General features: G+C 69.4%; 22 protein-coding genes. 11 read left to right on the forward strand and 11 right to left on the reverse strand.

The window, feature by feature from the left end:
- Nucleotides 1–59: 59 nt before the first annotated feature.
- From Q1A98_RS11485 to ramB, 3 genes are all read right to left on the reverse strand, one after another.
- Nucleotides 60–683, reverse strand: a complete 624-nt coding sequence (locus Q1A98_RS11485) for a class I SAM-dependent methyltransferase (protein ID WP_299573826.1) — start codon at nt 681–683, stop codon at nt 60–62.
- Between the two features lie 122 nt (nt 684–805).
- On the reverse strand, nt 806–1,348 hold the full coding sequence (locus Q1A98_RS11490) for a carboxymuconolactone decarboxylase family protein (RefSeq protein WP_299573392.1): 543 nt from the start codon (nt 1,346–1,348) through the stop codon (nt 806–808).
- A 49-nt stretch (nt 1,349–1,397) separates the two neighbouring features.
- Nucleotides 1,398–2,810 (reverse strand): acetate metabolism transcriptional regulator RamB, encoded by a 1,413-nt coding sequence (gene ramB, locus Q1A98_RS11495; RefSeq protein WP_299573393.1) that lies wholly within the window; start codon nt 2,808–2,810, stop codon nt 1,398–1,400.
- Nucleotides 2,811–3,274: 464 nt separating this feature from the next.
- On the opposite strand from ramB, the gene aceA reads away from it, so the two are divergent.
- From aceA to metE, 3 genes are all read left to right on the forward strand, one after another.
- Nucleotides 3,275–4,570 carry an isocitrate lyase gene (gene aceA / locus Q1A98_RS11500; protein ID WP_299573395.1) on the forward strand — a complete coding sequence of 432 codons (1,296 nt, stop codon included), beginning with the start codon at nt 3,275–3,277 and terminating at the stop codon, nt 4,568–4,570.
- A gap of 157 nt (nt 4,571–4,727) precedes the next feature.
- Nucleotides 4,728–5,615: a 3-hydroxybutyryl-CoA dehydrogenase gene (locus Q1A98_RS11505; protein ID WP_299573397.1), complete on the forward strand. Its 888-nt coding sequence runs from the start codon at nt 4,728–4,730 to the stop codon at nt 5,613–5,615.
- Between the two features lie 84 nt (nt 5,616–5,699).
- The gene (gene metE / locus Q1A98_RS11510; RefSeq protein ID WP_299573398.1) at nt 5,700–8,006 is read left to right on the forward strand and encodes a 5-methyltetrahydropteroyltriglutamate--homocysteine S-methyltransferase; all 2,307 of its coding nucleotides are present in this window, start codon (nt 5,700–5,702) and stop codon (nt 8,004–8,006) included.
- A 58-nt stretch (nt 8,007–8,064) separates the two neighbouring features.
- On the opposite strand, the gene Q1A98_RS11515 is transcribed toward metE, so the two are convergent.
- From Q1A98_RS11515 to Q1A98_RS11530, 4 genes are read right to left on the reverse strand one after another with little or no spacing between them, the layout of a single operon-like run.
- Entirely contained in the window at nt 8,065–8,916 is an 852-nt protein-coding gene (locus Q1A98_RS11515) for a PPK2 family polyphosphate kinase (RefSeq protein WP_299573400.1), read from the reverse strand.
- A 4-nt stretch (nt 8,917–8,920) separates the two neighbouring features.
- A complete protein-coding gene (locus Q1A98_RS11520) occupies nt 8,921–9,784 on the reverse strand; it encodes an SDR family NAD(P)-dependent oxidoreductase (protein ID WP_299573401.1) in 864 nt (287 codons plus the stop codon).
- A gap of 4 nt (nt 9,785–9,788) precedes the next feature.
- The gene (locus Q1A98_RS11525; protein WP_299573402.1) at nt 9,789–10,112 is read right to left on the reverse strand and encodes a DUF4873 domain-containing protein; all 324 of its coding nucleotides are present in this window, start codon (nt 10,110–10,112) and stop codon (nt 9,789–9,791) included.
- A 26-nt stretch (nt 10,113–10,138) separates the two neighbouring features.
- Nucleotides 10,139–10,936 carry a TetR/AcrR family transcriptional regulator gene (locus Q1A98_RS11530; protein WP_299573403.1) on the reverse strand — a complete coding sequence of 266 codons (798 nt, stop codon included), beginning with the start codon at nt 10,934–10,936 and terminating at the stop codon, nt 10,139–10,141.
- Between the two features lie 203 nt (nt 10,937–11,139).
- Here Q1A98_RS11530 and Q1A98_RS11535 point away from each other — a divergent pair, with 203 nt between their 5' ends.
- Nucleotides 11,140–12,357 carry a DUF445 family protein gene (locus Q1A98_RS11535; protein WP_299573829.1) on the forward strand — a complete coding sequence of 406 codons (1,218 nt, stop codon included), beginning with the start codon at nt 11,140–11,142 and terminating at the stop codon, nt 12,355–12,357.
- On the opposite strand, the gene Q1A98_RS11540 is transcribed toward Q1A98_RS11535, so the two are convergent.
- Entirely contained in the window at nt 12,327–12,914 is a 588-nt protein-coding gene (locus tag Q1A98_RS11540) for a TetR/AcrR family transcriptional regulator (RefSeq protein WP_299573404.1), read from the reverse strand. The two genes, Q1A98_RS11535 and Q1A98_RS11540, sit on opposite strands and share 31 nt — an antisense overlap.
- 98 nt (nt 12,915–13,012) lie before the next feature.
- Here Q1A98_RS11540 and Q1A98_RS11545 point away from each other — a divergent pair, with 98 nt between their 5' ends.
- The 7 genes from Q1A98_RS11545 to Q1A98_RS11575 all read left to right on the forward strand — a co-directional run bounded on the left by Q1A98_RS11545 (nt 13,013) and on the right by Q1A98_RS11575 (nt 18,631).
- A complete protein-coding gene (locus tag Q1A98_RS11545; RefSeq protein ID WP_299573406.1) occupies nt 13,013–13,909 on the forward strand; it encodes an NAD-dependent epimerase/dehydratase family protein in 897 nt (298 codons plus the stop codon).
- 110 nt (nt 13,910–14,019) lie between these two features.
- Nucleotides 14,020–14,454 carry a helix-turn-helix transcriptional regulator gene (locus Q1A98_RS11550; protein WP_299573409.1) on the forward strand — a complete coding sequence of 145 codons (435 nt, stop codon included), beginning with the start codon at nt 14,020–14,022 and terminating at the stop codon, nt 14,452–14,454.
- A gap of 52 nt (nt 14,455–14,506) precedes the next feature.
- Nucleotides 14,507–15,241 (forward strand): heparin-binding hemagglutinin, encoded by a 735-nt coding sequence (locus tag Q1A98_RS11555; RefSeq protein ID WP_299573411.1) that lies wholly within the window; start codon nt 14,507–14,509, stop codon nt 15,239–15,241.
- 97 nt (nt 15,242–15,338) lie between these two features.
- A complete protein-coding gene (locus Q1A98_RS11560) occupies nt 15,339–15,650 on the forward strand; it encodes a DUF2516 family protein (RefSeq protein ID WP_299573413.1) in 312 nt (103 codons plus the stop codon).
- A gap of 148 nt (nt 15,651–15,798) precedes the next feature.
- A complete protein-coding gene (locus Q1A98_RS11565; RefSeq protein WP_299573415.1) occupies nt 15,799–16,719 on the forward strand; it encodes a diiron oxygenase in 921 nt (306 codons plus the stop codon).
- A 54-nt stretch (nt 16,720–16,773) separates the two neighbouring features.
- Nucleotides 16,774–17,508, forward strand: coding sequence for a MerR family transcriptional regulator (locus Q1A98_RS11570; protein WP_299573417.1), 735 nt, complete (start codon nt 16,774–16,776; stop codon nt 17,506–17,508).
- 82 nt (nt 17,509–17,590) lie between these two features.
- Nucleotides 17,591–18,631: an alpha/beta hydrolase gene (locus Q1A98_RS11575; protein WP_299573419.1), complete on the forward strand. Its 1,041-nt coding sequence runs from the start codon at nt 17,591–17,593 to the stop codon at nt 18,629–18,631.
- Between the two features lie 20 nt (nt 18,632–18,651).
- Here Q1A98_RS11575 and deoC read toward each other — a convergent pair whose 3' ends face one another.
- The 3 genes from deoC to Q1A98_RS11590 all read right to left on the reverse strand — a co-directional run bounded on the left by deoC (nt 18,652) and on the right by Q1A98_RS11590 (nt 21,053).
- Nucleotides 18,652–19,293, reverse strand: coding sequence for a deoxyribose-phosphate aldolase (deoC, locus tag Q1A98_RS11580; protein WP_299573831.1), 642 nt, complete (start codon nt 19,291–19,293; stop codon nt 18,652–18,654).
- A 42-nt stretch (nt 19,294–19,335) separates the two neighbouring features.
- Nucleotides 19,336–20,700 carry an MFS transporter gene (locus Q1A98_RS11585; RefSeq protein ID WP_299573420.1) on the reverse strand — a complete coding sequence of 455 codons (1,365 nt, stop codon included), beginning with the start codon at nt 20,698–20,700 and terminating at the stop codon, nt 19,336–19,338.
- Between the two features lie 101 nt (nt 20,701–20,801).
- Nucleotides 20,802–21,053 (reverse strand): hypothetical protein, encoded by a 252-nt coding sequence (locus tag Q1A98_RS11590; RefSeq protein ID WP_299573422.1) that lies wholly within the window; start codon nt 21,051–21,053, stop codon nt 20,802–20,804.
- Nucleotides 21,054–21,107 lie beyond the last annotated feature (54 nt).

Raw genomic sequence — 21,107 nt, forward strand, 5'->3', positions numbered from 1 at the left:
AGGGCCCACGGTACATCTGTTGAGTGCCCGAATGGAAGGGCCGTTCTCGCCGATTCGTCTCAGGGCACGTCGGGGGCGGTCGCGATCACGTACTGACCCTGCCCGGTGATCTGCTGCCGGATGTCGCGCATCCCGGCGGCGCTGAGCCGGCCGGTGATCTCGTCCCGTCCGAAGATGCGGAAACCGCTGAGCCCGAGCGCCGGTCGGGCGCCCGGCAGCGACGACAACGTCGTCTGGACCGAGGTGAAGATCGCGATCTCGCCACCCGGCGCGACGACGCGGACCATCTCGTCGACCACCGTCAGCGGATCGCCGATCAGGTAGAGCGCGGCCAGGCAGCAGACGCTGTCGAAGGTGCCGTCGGGGAAAGGGATGTGGTGGGCGTCCCCGCGGACGTAGACCGCGCGGGGCGCGGCGTTGTCGACGACGGCGCGGGCGAGCATCGGTGTGGAGAAGTCGAGTCCGACGCAGAACCCGTCGCCGGTGAGGTCACGCGCGAATCGGTCGGTGTAGTTGCCCGGTCCACACGCCACGTCGAGGATCCGGCGGTCGCCGCGGCGGGCGAGGCGTTCGGTCAACCGCTCGCCGGCCACCAGCGTGGACGTCCCGCCCAGCGAGAACAGGCGGGTGAAGACGGGCCGCCACGCACGTTCGTACACCGCCGCGAACACCGGGTTCTCCATCAGCCGTTGGCTCGGCGATCGCCCCGACCGTTCCGGTTCCAGCAGGTCGAGGTAGCCGGCGGACTCGTCGCGGACGGGAACCGTCAAGAGGTCCCGCACGGCGGCGCGGGCGTCGGCGTCGGTCACCGGTCGCGGTCGATCCGCAGGGTGGAGATGGTCGTGGCGAGTGAGTCGTAGTTGCCCACGAGCAGCAGCAGCCCGATGCGTTCCCGCTCGGTGAGGTGGCGACTGAGCGCCTCCCACGTCGGGTCGGAGATGTCGCGGTCGGCGACGAGCTCGTCGACGGCGGTGAGCAGGACCCGGGACCGCTCGACGTGCAGGGCGGAGGGGTCGAGGGCGTCGGGGCCCCTCTGGATCTGCGCGGCGAGGGTGTCGTCGATACCGACCCGGCGCCCGATGCGCAGGTGGTGGTCGAGTTCGTAGTCGCACGCGCGCAGGGTCGCGACGCGGATGATCACCATCTCGGTGTCGACCCGGCTGAGCGGGCCGAACGGCATGAGCCGCGCGGACTGGTGCAGCCATCCGCGGAAGAGACCGCCGGTCCGACCGAGCGTCGAGAAGATGTGCATGTCGGGGACACCGACCACACGCGAGGCGATGCGGCAGAAGGCCCAGTTCACCGGGCCGAGCTCGCGGAGGTGACCGGGCGGTATGCGGGGGGTCATCGATGCCTTTCGGGCTCGCGGGAGCCGATCGGTGCTGCCGGGGTGGTGATCAGTCGACCAGATAGGGGGAGATGGTGCTGCGGTGCTCGGAGATCTGCAGGGGCGCCCCCAGCGCGGGGAATGCGCGCTGGGCACAGTTCGACCGCTCGCACACGCGGCAGCCGGCACCGATCGGCGTCACCCGCGCCTGGGGCCCGATCTCGAGGCCGTCGGCGTAGACGAGCCGACCGGCGTGCCGGAGCTCGCATCCGAGACCGATCGCGAAGGTCTTGCCGGGCTGCCCGTACCGCGCGGCGCGACGCTCGACGGTCCGCGCGACCCAGAGGTAGTCGCGTCCGTCCGGCATCTGGGCGATCTGCGTGAGGATCTTGCCCGGTGAGGCGAACGTCTCGTACACGTTCCACAGCGGGCACGTGCCGCCGGAGGACGAGAAGTGGAACCCGGTCGCGGACTGGCGCTTGGACATGTTCCCCGCGCGGTCGACGCGGACGAACGAGAACGGGACGCCGCGCAGGTCCGGACGCTGCAGCGTCGACAGCCGGTGGCAGATGGTCTCGTAGGAGACCTGATAGAACGCCGAGAGCCGCTCGATGTCGTACCGGAAGTCCTCGGCCGCGCCGTGGAACTGGCCGTAGGGCAGCACCATGGCGGCGGCGGCGTAGTTGGCGAGGCCGAGGCGCGCCAGACTGCGCGCCTCGTCGCTGGTGAAGTTGCCCTCGTCGGCGAGGCGGTCCATGAGGTCGCCGAACTCGAGATAGGCGAGTTCGGTGGCGAGTTTGAAGGTGCGCTGGCCCGCGGAGAGGTGACGCGAGATCTCGAGGCGTCGTCCCTCGGGGTCGTAACGGTGCAGCAGCGTGTCGCCCATGTCGACGCGGCGGACGATGTTGATGCCGTGCACCGTCTCGATGCGGTCGAAGATCTCTCGGCGGACGTCACCGGAGTGCATCCGCATGCGGGTGGTCATGTCCTCGGCCGCGGTGTCGAGCTCGTGGAGGTAGTTGTGGCGGCGGTAGAAGAAGTCGCGGACCTCCTCGTGCGGTGCGGTGATCGATCCCCGCATCGAGCCGTCGCCGCGGTCGTCGGTGACCGCGGCGAGCTGGTCGGTGGTCGTCCGGTACCGCCGGTGCAGGCTGACCATCGCCCGCGCGATCTCGGGATGGGTCCGCACCACGTCGGCGGCCGTCGCCCCGAGGTCCCCGGACGCCTCGACGTCGGGGTCCATGAGGACCTCACGCACCTCGGCCACCAGACGAACGTCGTCCTGGGAGTCGAAGAACTCGGCGTCGAGACCGAACGCCTCGCTGATCTTCACCAGCACCGGATCGGTCAGCGGGCGGGCGTCGTGCTCGATCTGGTTCAGGTACGAGGGCGAGATCCCGAGTGTCTGCGCCAGCGACACCTGCGAGAGCCCGCGGTCGGAGCGGAGCGCCCGTACCCGCGATCCGACATAGGTCCTGCCCACGGGAGCCAGGCTACGTCGCGCCGACCGCCCGGTTCGCCCGCTGTCCGACCGAGGGCGGATGTGACTGTGGCCACTTTCCGATGCGGCAGGAATGGACCTGGGGCCCCGACGACCGCCCGGGGTGTCTGCCGTGGGGTGCGCCGCGTCCGTGGGCATCGACGCAGTACGCGCGTACTTTTTGGCCCCTGGGCATGGATCTTTCACACGCCCATGTTCGCAAACTTTGCAAATGCGCGTCGGGATGTGGCCGAATGTGGCACCTGCAAGCAGTGGACCAGCACGTTTGGGGTGTGGCACTCTTTGTGCAGGCGCCGCGGACCCGACGTCGGACGGTTGCGAAACCACCGAACCGTTCACCGGGTCCGGGCACCGGGGACATCACCCGGGACCCGACCCGACGAGCCGCGGCCGCGCCTGTGAGAAGCCGCCGACACCGCGTCGGCAACGAGAAAACTGGAGTGCAGATGAGCAACGTCGGCAAGCCGAGGACGGCTGCGGAGATCCAGCAGGACTGGGACACCAACCCGCGCTGGAAGAACGTGACGCGTGACTACACCGCCGAGCAGGTCGCCGAGCTCCAGGGCTCGGTCGTCGAGGAGCACACCCTCGCCCGCCGCGGCGCGGAGATCCTGTGGGACGGCGTCACCCAGGGTGACGGCAGCTACATCAACGCCCTCGGCGCCCTCACCGGCAACCAGGCCGTGCAGCAGGTGCGCGCCGGCCTCAAGGCCGTCTACCTCTCGGGCTGGCAGGTCGCCGGTGACGCGAACCTGTCGGGGCACACCTACCCCGACCAGTCGCTCTACCCGGCCAACTCGGTGCCCAACGTGGTCCGTCGCATCAACAACGCTCTCCTGCGTGCCGACGAGATCTCGCGCGTCGAGGGTGACGACTCCATCGACAACTGGCTCGTGCCGATCGTCGCCGACGGCGAGGCCGGCTTCGGTGGCGCGCTGAACGTCTACGAGCTGCAGAAGGCCATGATCGCCGCGGGTGCCGCCGGTACCCACTGGGAGGACCAGCTCGCCTCGGAGAAGAAGTGCGGCCACCTCGGTGGCAAGGTGCTCATCCCGACCCAGCAGCACATCCGCACCCTGAACTCGGCCCGCCTGGCCGCCGACGTCGCCGGTGTCCCCACCGTCGTCATCGCGCGGACCGACGCCGAGGCCGCGACGCTGATCACCTCCGACGTCGACGACCGCGACAAGCAGTTCGTCACCGGTGATCGCACCGCCGAGGGCTACTACCACGTGAAGAACGGCATCGAGCCGTGCATCGAGCGTGCGAAGTCCTACGCGCCCTACGCCGACCTCATCTGGATGGAGACCGGCACCCCCGACCTGGAGCTCGCGCGCAAGTTCGCCGAGGCCGTCAAGGCGGAGTACCCGGACCAGCTGCTGTCCTACAACTGCAGCCCGTCCTTCAACTGGAGCAAGCACCTCGACGACTCGACGATCGCGAAGTTCCAGAACGAGCTCGGCGCGATGGGCTTCACCTTCCAGTTCATCACCCTGGCGGGCTTCCACTCGCTCAACTACGGCATGTTCGACCTGGCGTACGGCTACGCCCGCGAGCAGATGACCGCCTTCGTCGACCTGCAGAACCGCGAGTTCAAGGCCGCCGAGGAGCGTGGCTTCACCGCCGTGAAGCACCAGCGCGAGGTCGGTGCGGGCTACTTCGACTCGATCGCCACCACGGTCGACCCGACCAGCTCCACCACCGCCCTCAAGGGCTCCACCGAAGAGGGTCAGTTCCACTGATCCGGCGGTGACCTGAGACGGACCAGGGGTGGGTACGACACTCGTCGTGCCCACCCCGATCCGTATCGGGGTCTGATGTGACAGTCTTGTGTCGCGGCATGTCGCGGCACGGGTAAACCCCAGCAACACAACGATTCTTCGAGTCGAGGAGCCATCCATGGCAAGCGATAAGATCTCGCGGGTCGGCGTCATCGGTGCCGGTCAGATGGGGGCCGGGATCGCCGAGGTGTGCGCCCGTGCCCACACCGACGTCCTGGTCTACGAGTCCACCCGCGAGCTGGCCGCCGCCGGCCGGTCGCGCATCCTGCGGTCCCTCGACCGCGGCGTCAGCAGCGGCAAGCTGACCGAACGCGAGCGTGAGCAGGCGTCGTGGCGTCTGCGGTTCACCTCCGACCTGGGTGACTTCGCCGACCGCCAGATGGTGTGCGAGGCCGTCGTGGAGGACGAGGCGGTCAAGACCGGCATCTTCACCGAGCTCGACAAGGTCGTCACCGACCCGACCGCCGTGCTCGCGTCGAACACGTCGTCCATCCCGATCATGAAGCTGGGCATGGCGACGCAGAACGCGCACCGCGTGGTCGGCATGCACTTCTTCAACCCGGTCCCCGTGCTGCCGCTGGTCGAGCTCATCACCACCCTGATGACCTCGTCCGACGTCACCGCGCGCGCCGAGCAGTTCGCCGCCGACGTCCTGGGCAAGCAGGTGGTCCGCTCCACCGACCGCTCGGGCTTCGTCGTCAACGCGCTGCTGGTCCCGTACCTGCTCTCGGCGATCCGCATGGTCGAGAGCGGCTTCGCGACCGTCGAGGACATCGACAAGGCCATGGTGCTCGGCTGTGCCCACCCGATGGGCCCGCTGAAGCTGACCGACCTCGTCGGACTCGACACGGTGAAGGCGATCGCGGACAAGATGTACGAGGAGTTCAAGGAGCCGCTGTACTCGCCGCCGCCGCTGCTGCTGCGCATGGTCGAGGCCGGTCGCCTGGGCAAGAAGGCCGGACACGGGTTCTACCCCTACGCCGACGCCGCCGCGGCCGCACGCTGAGGTGACGGTGGCGGGTGTGAACCCGCCACCGTGCTCGGGCGGCCGTCGGGTGGAGCGAGAGCAGTTCGCGAGGAAGGTGTGTCGATGACCAGCGCGTCGGATGCGGTCGAGTACGGGTCGTCGATCCTGGGTTATCCCCGGATCGGTGCCCGACGGGAACTGAAGCGGGCGCTGGAGGACCACTGGCACCGCGGCGCCACCCTGGCCGAACTCGAGGCGGCCGGCCGTGAGCTGCAGGAGGACACCTGGCGCGAACTCGCGGCCATGGGGCTCGAGCAGGTGCCCGGCAACATCTTCTCGTTCTACGACCACGTGCTCGACGACGCGCTGCTCTTCGGGGCGTTCCCGGAGCGCTTCCGTCCGCTGCAGGACCAGTTGGAGCCGCTGGAGTTCTACTTCGCGATGGCGCGCGGCAAGCCCGACTTCCCGCCGCTGGAGCTGATCAAGTACTTCGGCACCAACTACCACTACCGCCAGCCCGAGATCAGTCCCGCGACGACGTTCACCCTGAACGCCGACGACCTGCTCGCCGAGCACGCCCGGGCGAAGGCGGAGGGCATCGAACTGCGTCCCGTCGTGCACGGACCACTGAGCCTGCTGATGCTGTCGAAGGCGGGACCCGACGCGCCCGAGGGGTTCGCCCCGCTCGATCGCATCGACGACCTCGTCGAGGTCTACCTGCAGCTCTTCGACGCGCTGTACAAGCAGGGCGCGAAGTGCGTCCAGCTCGACGAGCCCGCGTACACCCTCGACCGCACGGTCGAGGAGATCGAACTGCTCGCCCGCGTCTACGACCGCCTGTCCGGGGTGGGGACGCGTCCGCGTCTGCTCGTGACGGGCCAGTACGGCGATCTCGGTCCCGCATTGGCCGCGCTCGCCGCGACGAAGGTCGAGGCCATCGCGCTCGACCTGATCAGCGCCCCGATGAGCGCGGCGCAACTCGCCGCCATCCCCGGTCTCAAGCGCAAGCGTCTCTACGCGGGCGTCATCGACGGCCGGAACGTGTGGAAGGCCGCCAAGGGCGGCAAGCTCGACTACCTGCTCGAGATCAAGAAGGAGATCCCCGACGTCGTCGTCTCGACGTCGTGCTCCCTGATGCACGTGCCCGTCGACAAGCTCATCGAGCCCGACATCCCCGGTGACGTCGCCGACCGCCTCTCCTTCGCCAAGCAGAAGGTGGGCGAGGTGGTTGCGCTCGCGAAGGCCGTCACCCACGGCGCGCCCGAGCACTGGTACACACGTCCCACCTCGGTGCACTTCAAGCTCAAACACGATGTGCGACAGCGTGTCGCGGCGATCCGTCCGGATCAGCGCGAGCGCGCTCCCTATGCCGATCGCAAGGCGGCGCAGGACGCGGTGCTCGGGCTGCCGCCGGTGCCGACCTGCACGCTCGGCTCGTTCCCGCAGACCGCCGAGATGCGCAAGGCGCGCTACGACTACGGCCAGGGCCGGCTGTCGTGGGACGAGTACTCCGACCGGATCAAGGACGAGATCGCGTCGGTGATCGCGCTGCAGGAGGACATCGGCCTCGACGTCCTGGTGCACGGCGAGCCCGAGCGCAACGACATGATCCAGTACTTCGCCGAGCTGATGGACGGCTACGTGGCCACGCAGATGGGGTGGGTGCAGGTCTACGGATCCCGGTGTGTGCGACCACCGATCATGTACGGCGACATCAAGCGCACCGGCCCGATGACGGTCGAGTGGATCACGTACGCGCAGTCGCTCACCGACAAGCCGGTCAAGGGCATCCTCACCGGGCCGGTGACGATGCTGGCGCGGTCGTTCGTGCGCCAGGACCAGCCCCTGTACGAGTCGGCCGAGCAGCTCGCGCTGGCCATCCGCGACGAGGTCGCCGACCTCGAGCGTGCCGGGATCAGGATCATCCAGGTCGACGAGCCGTCGATCCGTGAGCTGCTGCCGCTCCGCGAGCGGCACCGCGAGGGCTACCTCGACTGGGCGGTCTCGGCGTTCAAGCTCGCCGTCGGCGGTGCCAAGCCGGAGACGCAGATCCACACGCATCTGGGCTACTCGAGCATCGGACAGGTCGTCGAGGCGTTCGACGCCCTCGACGCCGACGTCACCTCGATCGTCGCGACGCGCTCGATCGACTGGGTGCTCGACCAGCTGGTGAACGCGGGTACGCCGATCCAGCGCGGCGTGGGGCCCGGTGTCTACGAGAGCCGCAGTGCGGCCATCCCCGACATCGACGAGATCGACGAGCGGATCCAGCGCGCCGTACAGGCGATCGACCCGGAGCGCCTGTGGGTCAATCCCGACGGCGGCCTGAAGACACGCCACTACTGGCAGCTCGAGCCGTCCCTGCGCAACATGGTCGCCGCCGCCCGTCGTCAGCGCCGTCGCCTCGTGGCCGCCGCGGACGAGAACTGATCCGTAGTGATCCTTCCCGCTCAGCGGGAACAATCGCTACGGATCGCCTGAACAGGGCTCAGCTCTCGGCGAGGCGTTTCTTCTCCACCTCGACGTCGAAATCGGGTGCGGGCCAGCGCAGGTCGAGGTGGGACAGCGCCTCGATGAGGATCTCGGTGACGGCCAGCCGCGCGAACCACTTGTGGTCGGCGGGGACCACGTACCAGGGCGCCTCGTCGATGTCGGTGCGGTCGAGGACGGCCTGATACGCCTCCTGGTAGGCCGACCAGTACCGACGTTCGTCGACGTCGCCGGGGTTGTACTTCCAGTACTTGTCGGGCCGGTCGAGCCGGCGCGCGAGCCGGTCACGCTGCTCGTCGTGCGAGATGTGCAGGAACACCTTGACGACGGTGGTCTCGGTCCCGACCAACTCGTGTTCGAAGTCGGTGATCGTCTCGTACCGCGATCCCCACACGTCGGACGGGACGAGGTCGTGCACACGCACTACGAGGACGTCCTCGTAGTGGGAGCGGTCGAAGACGCCGATCTGCCCGGCCGGGGGCAGCTTCTTCCGGATGCGCCACAGGAAGTGGTGCGCGAGCTCCTCGTCGGTCGGTGTGCCGAACGTCGCGTGGCTGACGCCCTGCGGGTCGACCATCCCCATCACGTGCCGGACGATCCCGCCCTTGCCGGAGGTGTCCATCCCCTGCAGCACGAGCAGCACCGATCGCGGGTCGCCGCTGCGTCCGTGGGCGTAGAGCCGCTCCTGCAGGTCGGCGAGGATCTCGCCGCGCGCCTTGCGGATCTTCTTGCCCGCGGACTTGCCCCCGTCGAAACCCGGGGTGTCACCGGGGTCGACGTCGGCGATGGGACCGATCGCGGACGCGCGCAGGATGTCGACGGACAGGGGCGCGTCGTCGCTGGATGCCATCGGGTCACCCTACTGACGTGGCTGCTCCACCGGGCCCGAACAGCCCGCCGCCGCCGAACGCGTTGCGATGGGAGTCGGGCTGTGTCCCATCGTCGTTGGTGACGCCCCGCGCCCGACCCTCTTCGGCGCTGATCAGCGTCGCCCCGTTCGAGGCCGCGACGTCCGGGTCACGAGCGAGGGCGTCGATCACCCGCCCGACGAATGTCGGGTCCTCGGCGCGGTCGAGCGAGAACCCCGCGAACTCCGTCAGCCCCGACGCGAGCAGCATCCGGGTGCGGATGAGGCCGAGCCACAGGCTGATCGCGGTCACCCCGGTGCCGGCCAGTTCGACCGCCATGTCCGCGGCCATCTTGTCCAGACCGGTCTTGGCGACGCCGTAGAGCACGGAGTGCAGATGTCCCCGCGACCCGAAGGACGACACGTGCACGATCAGTCCGCTGCCGGCGTCCACCATCAGTCCCGCGGCGTGGACCGAGGCGACGTAGTGGGCGCGCAGACCGACGTCGACGAGCGGTCGCCAGTCGGACACCGGGCGTCGCCAGAACGGTTCGGCGAACCCGCCGAACCCCTCCGGCGCGGCCCACACCGCGTTGACGAGGAGATCCAGTCGGCCGCTCTCGACGGCGATCCGGCCGTACAGCGCGGCGACGGCGGCGTCGTCGGTGTGGTCACAGGTGACGGGGCGGGCGTCTCCACCGTCGGCGGCCACCCGCGCCGCGAGCCGCCCGAGGCGCTCGTCGGGGGAGGTGCCGCCGCGCCCGGTGAACCACACCGTCCACCCCGCGGCGGCGAGCGCGGTGACCACGCCGCGACCCACCCCGCCCGCACCTCCGGTCACCAGCGCGACCCGATGGTCGTCGTCGGCCACGGGCTCAGCGGTCCGCGTCGTCGGGCAGCTGGGCGAACGGTGGTGCCGACACCCCGGTGACGACGTGGCCGCCGAAGACGTCCTGCGCCGACAGCGTCCCGGTCCCGGTCCCGTGCGGGGTCGCGACGGACACCGGGGTGCCCGCGGTGATCGGGGGGTCGTCACCGATGGCGTCGACGAGGCCGCGGATGCGGCCCTGCCAGGTGAAGCGACCCGCGATCGGGTCGAACCGACCGACCAGCTGGACCGTCACCTGCACCGGTGACCGCCCCTCGACGGTCAGCGTTGCCGGACCCGTGTAACCGCCGTCGTCGTCACCGTCGCCCATCGCTGCACTGTAGCGACGTCGACAGGTCAGTCGGTCGGCGTCGTGACGTCGGACGGGAACAGCGGCAGCGGGTGCTCGCGGCGGGCGAACTCCGCGGCGGAACCGCCCACCTCCACGATGCCGACGAACGCCGTCCACACCAGCATCGTGAGCTGGTCGACCAGGGCCGCGCGGGGCAGCGCCTGATCCTGCATCCACCAGTGCGTGGCCAACTGCACCCCGCCGACGAGGGCGTACGCCCACGTCTGGAACCCGTCGGTGTCGAGGCCGCGGTCACCGAGGCGGGCGTGCATGGCGAACGCGACGACCTCGGCGACGAGCTTCTCCGAGTCGGCCAGGACGCTGGGGCTCGCCGACTTCGAACTGGTGACGAACTGGTAGATCTCGGGCTCGTCGGAGATGGTCTCGACGTACACCCAGATCACCGTGCGGGTGAGCGTGTACTCGTCGACGTCGTCGACGAGTACCTCGGTCAACCGCGGCAGCAGCACCGTCTCGATGAACCGCACCATCGCCGCGGTGTTCAGATCGTTCTTGTCGGTGAAGTAGCGGTACAGGACCGTCTTGGAGACACCGATGTGCGCGGCGATCTCGTCCATGCCGACGTCGGCGCCGTGCTCGCGGACGGCGGCGAGGGTCCCGTCCACCAACTCCGTGCGACGCTCCTCCTTGTGGCGCTGCCACCGCTGCTTGCGTCCGTCGACGAGCGCACCCTCGGCGGGATCGGCGGTGGCGCGGAGTGCGGCCTCGAGCCCCTTGGTCGCTGCGGCCGCCGCGGTGATCGCGGCACGGGCCGCCGCGGCGGTGGACTGGCGGCTCGGCATCACCTCAGCGTATCCGTCCTGCGCGGCGGCACCGGTGTGCGCCGTGGCGCCCGGCACACGGGGGAGTCCGTTCGCCGGATTCGGGTAAGACTGTGCGGGTGAACACGACCTCCCTGCAGGAGCGGCAGGCCACCCCGTCGGGGATCTCCGGATTGGGCGGCGATCCCTCCGGGGACGAGCAGCGGCGTCGCGACCTGCGGAAGATGAAGGTCGTGGCGACGGGCTTCCTGGCCTTCGCCGCGATCGTCTACCTGATCACCCGCTACCTCGAATCGCGCGACGGCACCGAGGTCGCCGGCTGGGTCGGCTACGTCCGTGCCGCCTCGGAGGCGGGGATGGTGGGTGCGCTCGCCGACTGGTTCGCCGTGACGGCGCTGTTCAAGCAGCCGCTCGGCCTGCCCATCCCGCACACCGCGCTGATCCGTCGGAAGAAGGACCAGATCGGCGATCAACTCGGTGACTTCATCGAGGAGAACTTCATGACCCCCTCGGTGATCGAGGGACAGGTCGAGAAACTGCAGCTGCCGCATCGTGTCTCGCGGTGGCTGGCCGACCCCGCCAACGCATCGCGCATCAGCGACGAGGCGTCGCGGGCGATCGGGCTCGCCGGGGAGATGCTCGCCGACGAGGACGTCGAGGCGTTCATCGTCGCCGGCATGCGCTGGATGGCCGAACCGCAGTGGGGTCCGCCCGCCGGCCGGGTGCTCGAACAGCTCATCTCCGAGGACCGTCTCGAACCGCTCATCCAGATGCTGTGCGAACGCGCCCGCGGGTGGGCCGAGGAGAGCCAGCCGCTCATCGACCGCGTCATCGACAAGGACGGCCCGGCCTGGGCGCCGAAGTTCGTCAACCTGCTCGTCGGGGAGCGCATCCACCGTGAGCTGGTGGAGTACACCGCCAAGATCGCCGCCGACCCCGAGCACGACATCCGCCGCGCGTTGCGCGAGCTCGCGGTCAACTTCGCCCACGACCTGCAGCACGACCCCGCGACGATGGCCAAGGTCGAGGAGATCAAGGACGAGTTCATCGGCCGCGACGAGGTCGCGGGCGCGGCGTCGACGGCGTGGAAGGCGGCGAAGGCCGTCCTCGAGCAGGCCCTCGACGACCCCGACAGCCGACTGCGCGCCGCGCTCGCCGACGGCGTCATCCGGGTGGCCACACGTATCAGCGGCGACGACGTCCTGCAGGACAAGATGAACATGTGGACGGTGCGGGTGGCCCGTCACGTGTCGCAGAACTACTCCCGCGAGATCATCTCGGTCATCACCGAGACCGTCCGCGGGTGGGACGCCGACGACACCAGCCGGAAGATCGAACTGCAGGTCGGCCGCGACCTGCAGTTCATCCGCATCAACGGCACCGTGGTCGGCTCACTCGCCGGGTTGGCGATCTACACCGTCTCGGTGCTGCTCTTCAGCTGACCCGTCAGCCGGGCGAGGTCGTCGAAGAGGCCGCGGCACACCGCGTCCGGTGCGCGGGTGCCGTCGGCGACCCACAGCGCGAACGCCGTCGTGAACACGGTGACGCCGCTGTGGGCGGCGAGTTCTGCGTCGGTCGGATCGACACCCCGCGCCGTGAGTCTGTCGGCGATGATCGTCGCCAGCCGCGCCATCTTGTCCCGTTCGCGTTCCCGCAGTTGCGGTGTCGCGTCGACGATCCGGTGACGGAGTGCGGCGAACTCCCGTCGCTCGGGCGTGAAGCCGGACGCACCGCCTTCGACCGCGGCCGCGACCACGGCCATCGCCGGCGCGTCGGAGGGCATCGCGTCCACGGCGTCGAGGAACGACTCCTCGAACTCGACGGATCCCCAGAAGAGGACCTCCCGCTTGTCGGCGAAGTACCGGTAGAAGGTGCGCTCGGTGAGGCCCACGGCGGCGGCGATGTCGGCGGCGGTGGTCGCGTCGTATCCGTGCTCGGCGAACAGGTGCAGCGCGGCGCCGCGCATCCGTTCCCCCGCGCCGGGTTGCCACCGTGCCATGCGCCCGAGTCTAGGTCGTCCGAGACAGTGATGACAGAAGCTGACATCGCGGCGTACGCTCAGTGATGTCAGGAACAGACATCACAAAGGGGTTCGTCATGAAGGTGCTCGTCACGGGGGCGTCGGGGTGGATCGGGTCGGCGGTCACGCGCGAGTTGGTCGCGACGGGGCACGAGGTGCTGGGACTCGCCCGGTCCGACGCGTCGATGCAGGCGGTACAAGGGAACGGCGCGACGCCCCTGCGCGGCGATCTCGACGACCTGTCGTCGCTGCGCACGGGTGCCGAGTCCGCCGACGCCGTCGTCCACCTCGGCATGAAGCACGACTGGGCGCACGTGGAGCGTGCGTTCGCGACGGAACGCGCCGCGGTCGATTGCTTCGGCGACGTGCTCGCGGGCTCCGGCCGGCGGCTGATCATCGCGGGCGGTCTGGCGGCACTCGCGGAGGGTCGGCCCGCCACCGAGGACGATCGGTCACCGTTCCACGGTGCGGACTCGCCGCGGGGCGGTGCGGAGAACTTCGTGCTCGACCTCGTCGACCGTGACGTGGCGGGCATCGTCGTGCGCTTCGCGCCCACCGTCCACGGGGTCGGCGACCACGGTTTCATCGCGACGATCACCGCCGCGGCGCGGCGGCACGGGGTCTCGGGCTACGCGGGCGCCGGAGACAACCGCTGGGCGGCCGTGCACCGCGACGACGCAGCCCGCCTCGTCGGGCTCGCAGTGACAGGTGGTGAGGCGGGCGCGATCCTGCACGCCGTCGGCGAGGAGGGCATCCGCACCCGGGACGTCGCGGAGGCGATCGGCGCCGCGGAAGGTGTTCCGGCGCAGTCGCTGTCGGCTGACGTGGTGGCCGACCAGATCGGCCCGTTCGTGGGCGGGTTCTTCGCGCACGGTGACATGGCGGCCACGAGCGATCGCACCCGATCGGCGCTCGGGTGGGAGCCCCGCGGCCGCGGCCTGCTCGCCGACATCGCCGCGGGAGCCTATGCCTGAGGTCGCCGCGACCGCGTTCGTGATGTGACGTCGGCAACGTGTTAGCAAGAGTGCTTGCATTTGCTAGCACCGCTGTTTACCGTGGTGGACGGAATCGAGAGGAGGAGCCGATGGGTTCGGAATCGCACGATCCCGACACGACGTCTGACGATGTCGATGCCGAGGAACTTGCCAGCCGCGCCGTCGAGGGTGTCGTGAACGCCGCCCAGGACATCGGTTCTTTCATCCGGTCCCAGCGGGAGGCCGCCGAGGTCTCGCTGCGCCAGCTGGCGGAGCGGGCCGGGGTGAGCAACCCGTACCTCAGTCAGATCGAACGAGGGCTGCGCAAGCCCTCCGCCGATGTGCTGGCGCAGATCGCGAAGGGTCTGCGTGTGTCGGCCGAAGTGCTGTACGTGCGGGCCGGCATCCTCGAGGAACGAGCCGCGAGTCCCGTGCGTGACGCACTGCTGGCGGACTCGCAGATCACCGAGCGGCAGAAGCAGATGCTGCTCGAGATCTACGAGTCGTTCCGCAAGGAGAACGGGTCCGTCGAGACCACAGCATGACGTCCACCGGCCTCGCCCTGGCCGGTCATCACGAGATCAATCGAGGAGAAGCATGAGCAAGAACGAGCGTGGCCTGGCCACCCCGATCTACGCCGCTGTCGGCGCCGGTGACCTGGCTCTGCAGCAGGTCGCCGAGGTGCTCGGGCAGCTGCGCGAGCGCGCCGAGTCGGCCACCGAGACCGCCCAGGCCCGCGTCGAGGAGACGCGTGGTCGCATCGAGGAGACCCGGGACCGCATCCAGTCGCTGCCCGAGGAGCTCCCCACCAACATCGAGGAGCTTCGCACGAACATCGACGAACTGCGCACCCGGTTCACCAGCGAGGAGCTGCGGAAGGTCGCCGAGGCGTACATCGAGGTCGCGACCGGCATCTACAACTCGCTCGCCGAGCGCGGCGAGGAGACCGTGGAGCGTCTGCGTCAGCAGCCGGAGTTCCAGGACAACGTCTCCCGTGCCGAGAAGGCATACAACGACGCCGTCGACATCACCGAGGACGCGCTGGGCACCATCTCGTCGCAGACCCGCGCCGTCGGTGAGCGCGCCGCCAAGCTCGCGAACCTGGCCTCCGGCAAGGTCTCCGGCGCGGCCGGCACCGTCGAGGCGAAGGCCCGCGGGTCGAAGGACTCGCCCGCGGCCAAGCTCGAGGAGCTGAAGGAGCCGGCGAAGAAGACCCCGGCCAAGAAGACCCCGGCCAAGAAGTCGCCGGCGAAGAAGGCGACGGCCAAGAAGTCGACGCCCGCGAAGAAGACCCCGGCGAAGAAGGCCCCGGCCAAGAAGTCGGCGAACTGACCGACATCTGACGGACCCGACCACCGCGCCCCCGGCATCATGCCGGGGGCGCGGTTCGTCGTGGGTGGGTCGGAGGTGTCCGATTACCCTGTCGGTCGTGAACCTCGTCCAGTTCCTCGCCTACGGGCAGAACATCCTCCTGCTCGTCCTCACCGTCGTCGGCGGCGCGGCGGCGCTGCTGGCCTTGGTCCACGCGGCCACGCAGCGGCCCGACGCGTTCCCCGCCGTCGATCGACAGTCCAAGGTCATCTGGGTGTCGATCCTCGTCGTCGGGGCGCTGTTCATCTGGTTCTTCGGGCTGCTCAGCTTCCTCGGGATCATCGGCATCGTCGCGGTGTTGATCTACCTCGTGGACGTGCGTCCGCGGGTCGACTCCATCCAGAACAAGCGCTGGTTCCGCAAGGTCTGAGCCCGCGCGGACGGCCTGTGGTGCTGTCCGCGATCGAGACAACATTCGTTGTCGCATTACCTTGACAACGGTCAGTGTCACAGTGCATCGTGGAAACAACGATGGCGCACGTCACACCGGGTGCGCCACACCGCGAAGGAGCGCCGACATGACCGTCGCCGTGGAGCATCCGAGCCCCCGCCAGAGGCTGAACGACCGCGAGGACATCGCCCGACGACTCCTGGCGTCGTCGGCGCGGAAGTCCTACGACCCGCTGATCGAGGTCGACTGGGACGCCCCCGTCGACCACTCGACGCTCTACGGGATGACGCCCGAGTGGTGCAGCCTCTACGGCACGCCGCTGTGGGAGTCGATGACGCCGGCGCAGCGCATCACGCTGACCGAGCACGAGGCCGCCAGCATCAGCGCGACCGGCATCTGGTTCGAGATCATCCTCATGCAGATGCTCATCCGTGACGCCTACAAGCAGGACCCGGCGTCACCGCACTTCCAGTTCGCCCTGACCGAGATCGCCGACGAGTGCCGACACTCGACGATGTTCGCGAAGGCCGCCGAGCACTTCGGCATCCCCAACTACGGCCCGCCGCTGTGGATCCGTACATTGGCCCGCCCCTTCAAGGCTCTCGCGTCGGGGTCGTTGGCGTTCGGTGGGACGCTCGCCGCCGAGGAGATCCTCGACATGATGCAGCGCGACTTCATGAAGGACGATCGCGTCCAGCCGGTCACGCGCACGGTGAGCAGGATCCACGTCCTCGAGGAGGCGCGCCACATCCGCTTCGCCCGCGAGGAGACCAAGCGGACCGTCGCCGGCATGGGCCGACTCCGCCGTGCGGTGACGCGACTGCATCTCGCGATCACCGTCTACATGGTCGTGTACTGCCTGGTGAACCCGAAGGTCTACGAGGCCGCCGGACTCGACCGCCGGGAGGCCGTCCGGGCCGCGCGTCACAACGCCTTCTACAACGACCGCAAGCGCAACGGTTGCGCGAAGACCGTCGAGTTCCTCGACGAGTGCGGTCTGATCGGTGGCCCCGGCGCGTGGCTGCTGCGCCGCGGTTCGATCATGTGACGTCGCCTCGCGACGCTGCCGGGTGTGGGACACCTGCCCCGATAGACTCGTCCGGTGGCCGAGTACCGGATCAACGAACTCGCGGAGGTGTCGGGCGTCAGCGTCCGCAACATCCGCGTGTACCAGGACCGTGGGCTGCTGCCACCACCCAAGATCAAGGGCCGCACCGGCTGGTACTCCACCGAGCACCTGGTCCGTCTGAACCTGATCTCGCGACTACTCGAACGCGGCTACACGTTCGCCACGATCAGCGAGCTGCTCCTCGCCGCGCACTACGGGATGAAGGTGGAGCACGTCCTGCACGGCGAGCCGAGGGGCGGCCGCTGGCGCACGTTCAAGCGCGCCGCGACGATCACGCTCACCGAGCTGCGCAAGACGCTGGGCGCCGACGAGAAGACCATCGCGATGAGTCAGAAGCTGGGTCTGCTCGCGAAGGAGGGTGCCCAGTACGCGGTGAAGAGCCCCGAACTGCTCGAGGGCGCGGAGGTGCTGGTGAAGGCCGGCATCGACCTGGAACCGTTGCTGCGCAAATGGGAACGGATCCAGAACGACATCGACGACATCGCCGACAACTTCGTCGCGATCATCACCGACAAGTACTTCGGCGACGACGGACGGCTGCTGGACCTCGAGGAGACCGAGATCGCGAAGGTCGCGCACCTCATCGGCACGGTCCGCCCCATGGCGCACGAGATCGTGGACACGCAGTTCCGACGCGCTCTCGACGCGAAGATCTCGTCGGCGATCGGGGAGGCCTCGGAGATCCTCGAGGCCGACACCCAGACCTGACCACACAGCACACCCCGACGATCGGGGATCCAGGAAGGCGGGGTGCGCGATGAGGCGATCCACGCGGCACGCGGTGGAAGGCATGGCGATCACCGGTGGTGTCGCCGCGGCGGCGAGCACGGCGGCGGTCGGGACGATCCTGGCCGCACTGCTGCGGACGGCGATGACGTCACCGCCGCCCGTCGAGGACGGACCCGACCCGCTGCTCGACACGCCGACGGTCGCGCCCGACATCATCCCGGTGCGGTCGGTGGCCGACGGCAACCCGATCCACGTCGAGGCGTACGGACCGCCCGACGGCGAGGTCCTCGTGTTCGCCCATGGGTGGACCTGCTCGACGAAGCACTGGTACGCGCAGATCAACACGTTCTCCGAGCACTACCGCGTCGTCGCGTACGACCAGCGCGGCCACGGACGGACGCCGCTGGGGAAGACCCGGCTGTCGACGGATCTCCTCGGCGCGGACCTCGAGTCGGTGGTGCGGGCCGTGACCGGTGACGGTCGGCGCGCGCTGGTGGCCGGGCACAGCATGGGCGGGATGTCGGTGATGGCCTGGGCCAAGGACTTTCCCGAGTCCGTCTCGTCGCGCGCCCGCGCGATCGTGCTCACCTCGACCGCCGCGGTCGAGATCATCCAGAACCTCGCCGTCGTCCCCGAGGGCCTCCCGCGGTACACCAAACCGTTCGAACGCGCCGTCGGCCGCATGGTCGCGACGGCCCCGATCCCGTTGCCGCACACCACCGCATCGCCGCGGGTCGCGCAGTACATCGCCCTGAACACGCAGTCGCGGCTCGCACACGTGGAGTTCTGCGACCACATGGTCAGCGAGTGCCCGGCCCGCGCCCGGGCCCGCTGGGGTGTGGCCATGCTCGACCTCGACGTGTGGCAGGGCGTGCTGAACATCGACGTCCCCACCGCCGTCGTCGTCGGCACCGACGACCGGCTGACGCCGCGCAAGCACTCCGACGCGATCGTCGCGCAGCTGGAGAAGCAGGATGTGCTGCTCGAGTACCTCGTGCTGCCGCACACCGGCCACATGGCCAACATCGAGGAACACGACGCCTACAACGACCTCCTCACCGACGTCCTCGACCGGACGAAGGACCGGGCCACCCGCGTCTGACCCCCGTCGGGGAGTGGTGGTCAGTCGTCGGGGAAGCCGGCGAGGACGTCGCGGCTGCGCGAGAGCCCGAGGCGGGTCGCCCCGGCCGCGATGAGATCGGCGGCGGCCTCGGCGGTGCGGATGCCGCCCGACGCCTTGACGCCGACGTGCGACGGGACGGCCGCGCGCATCAACTCGACCGCCTGCACACTGGCGCCGCCCGCGGGATGGAACCCGGTGGAGGTCTTCACCAGCGACGCACCCGCCTGTGCCGCACGGCGACTCGTCTCGGTGACCGCCTCGGGCCCGACCGCGGCGAGCAGCGCCGCGGACTCGATGATGACCTTGAGCACCACCTCGGCGCCGATGGCCTCGCGGACGGTCAGCACGTCGGCGAACACCTCGTCGTACAGGCCGGCGACGGCGGCGCCGACGTCGATCACCATGTCGATCTCCCGCGCACCGGAGTCCACGGCGAGCCGGGCCTCCGACGCCTTCACGAGTGAATGGTGTTTGCCCGAGGGGAATCCCGCGACGACACACGATCGCACGGAGCCGGTGTCGATCGGGAGCATCGACGGCGACAGGCACACCGCGAGCACACCGAGGTCCACGGCCTCGGCGACGCAGGCCAACGCGTCGTCACGCGTGGCCTCGGGGGCGAGCAGGGTGTGGTCGACCATCGCGGCGACCTGGCGGCGGGTGAGAGTCACCCCCCGAGGATGTCACGCGCCGACGGTCACCGGTTCCGGGTGTTCCACGGGTCGGCGCAGCGTCGCCTCCGGCTCGCCGGGACGCAGGAACGACGTCGCGACGGCCGAGATCGCACCTGTCGCCGCGAGATACGCAGCGGCCCGCCAGGGACTCCCGTCGCCCGCGTGGATCAGGGCGGTCAGGATCAGCGGGGTGAGCCCCGAGGCGTAGACGCCGGCGACGTTGTAGATGAAGGAGATGCCGGTGTACCGGACCTGTGTCGGGTAGAGCAGCGCGTACAGCGTGCCCTGGGCGCCGTAGAACCACCCGTGGACGAACCCGAAGACGATGATCAGCCCGACCCCGAACCAGACGATGTCTGCCGTCGAGAACAGGGCGAACACCGGGAACACGGCGAGCCCGTACAGCGCGACGCCGCTCGCGAAGATCCACTTCGGCGGGATGCGATCAGCCATGCGACCCGACAGCGGGATCACGGCGGCCATCACCGCGCACGCCAGGGTGACGGCCCACAGCACCGGCACCTTCGCCATGCCGAGAGTGCCGGTGGCGTAGGTGATCGCGAACACGCCCCACGTGTTGAACGCCGCGCCCTCGGCCCACCGGGACAGCAGACCCAGCACCGTCGGACGGCGCAGCGCGCGGTCGGTGACCAGGGCCTTGATCGGGGTGCGCACCGTCACCTCCGCGGCCTCGGCGGCGCGGAACGACGGCGTCTCCTCGACGGCGAGCCGCACGACGAAGCCGACGATCACCAGGACGAGACTCACCCCGAACGCGATGCGCCACCCCCAGGCCAGGAAGTCGGCCGCGTCCAGGGTGGTCTGCAGGATCGCGAACACCGCGGTGCCCAGGCCGAGCCCGAGGGGCAGGCCGATCTGCGGGATCGACCCGAAGAACCCGGTGCGACCGCGGGGCCCGTGCTCGACGGCCATCAGCACGGCACCCGCCCACTCGCCGCCGAGCGCGAACCCCTGCACGATGCGCAGCACCAGCAGCAGGATCGGCGCGAGAACCCCGACCTGGGCGGCGGTCGGCAGCACGGCCATCAGTGCGGTGGCCAGGCCCATCAGCAGCATGGTGACGGCCAGCGTGCGTTTGCGGCCGATGCGATCGCCGATGTGCCCGAACACGATCCCGCCGATCGGCCGGACGAGGAAGCCGACGGCGAACGTCGCGAGCGACAACATCGTGCCGACGTAGGAATCGGTGTCGGGGAAGAAGAGGGTGTTGAACACCAGCGACGCGGCGGTGGCGTAGAGGAAGAAGTCGTACCACTCGATGGTGGTGCCGAGAAGCGCTGATGCGATGACGAGGCGCAGGTGACGGGTGTCCGTCGGGGTGGGGGAGTCGGCGATCGCGTCGTCTGCAGGCACGACGATCGACGGTACGAGTGATCCGAGCGGGCGGTCCACCGTTGGGATCGCCCTGGGTCGAAGGCGTCAGGGTCGAGGGCGTCTGGGGCGACGCCGGCGGGTCAGATGCGACCGCGGTGCAGCGGGTTCTCGTAGAGCATCGTGTGCACGCCCGACAGCACGATGCCGACCACGACGGTGGCGGCACTGGTGGCGAGGATCCAGTGGTCGGCCGGGAACGACCACTGACCCACGTGACCGTCGACGGCGGAGGCGCCGAACAGTGTCACGACGAACACGGCGACCGCGGCGTAGACCACCCCCGCATAGCCGAGAATCGCCAGCGCAGTGGGGTTGTGTGTGTCGTTCCTCATCGTCTGCCACCTCGTGTCAGCGGTCGGGTCGGTCACGGTTGCGGGCCCCGTTTC

The organism is uncultured Williamsia sp. (assembly GCF_947494875.1).
In the GTDB taxonomy this organism is placed as follows: Bacteria; Actinomycetota; Actinomycetes; order Mycobacteriales; family Mycobacteriaceae; genus Williamsia_A.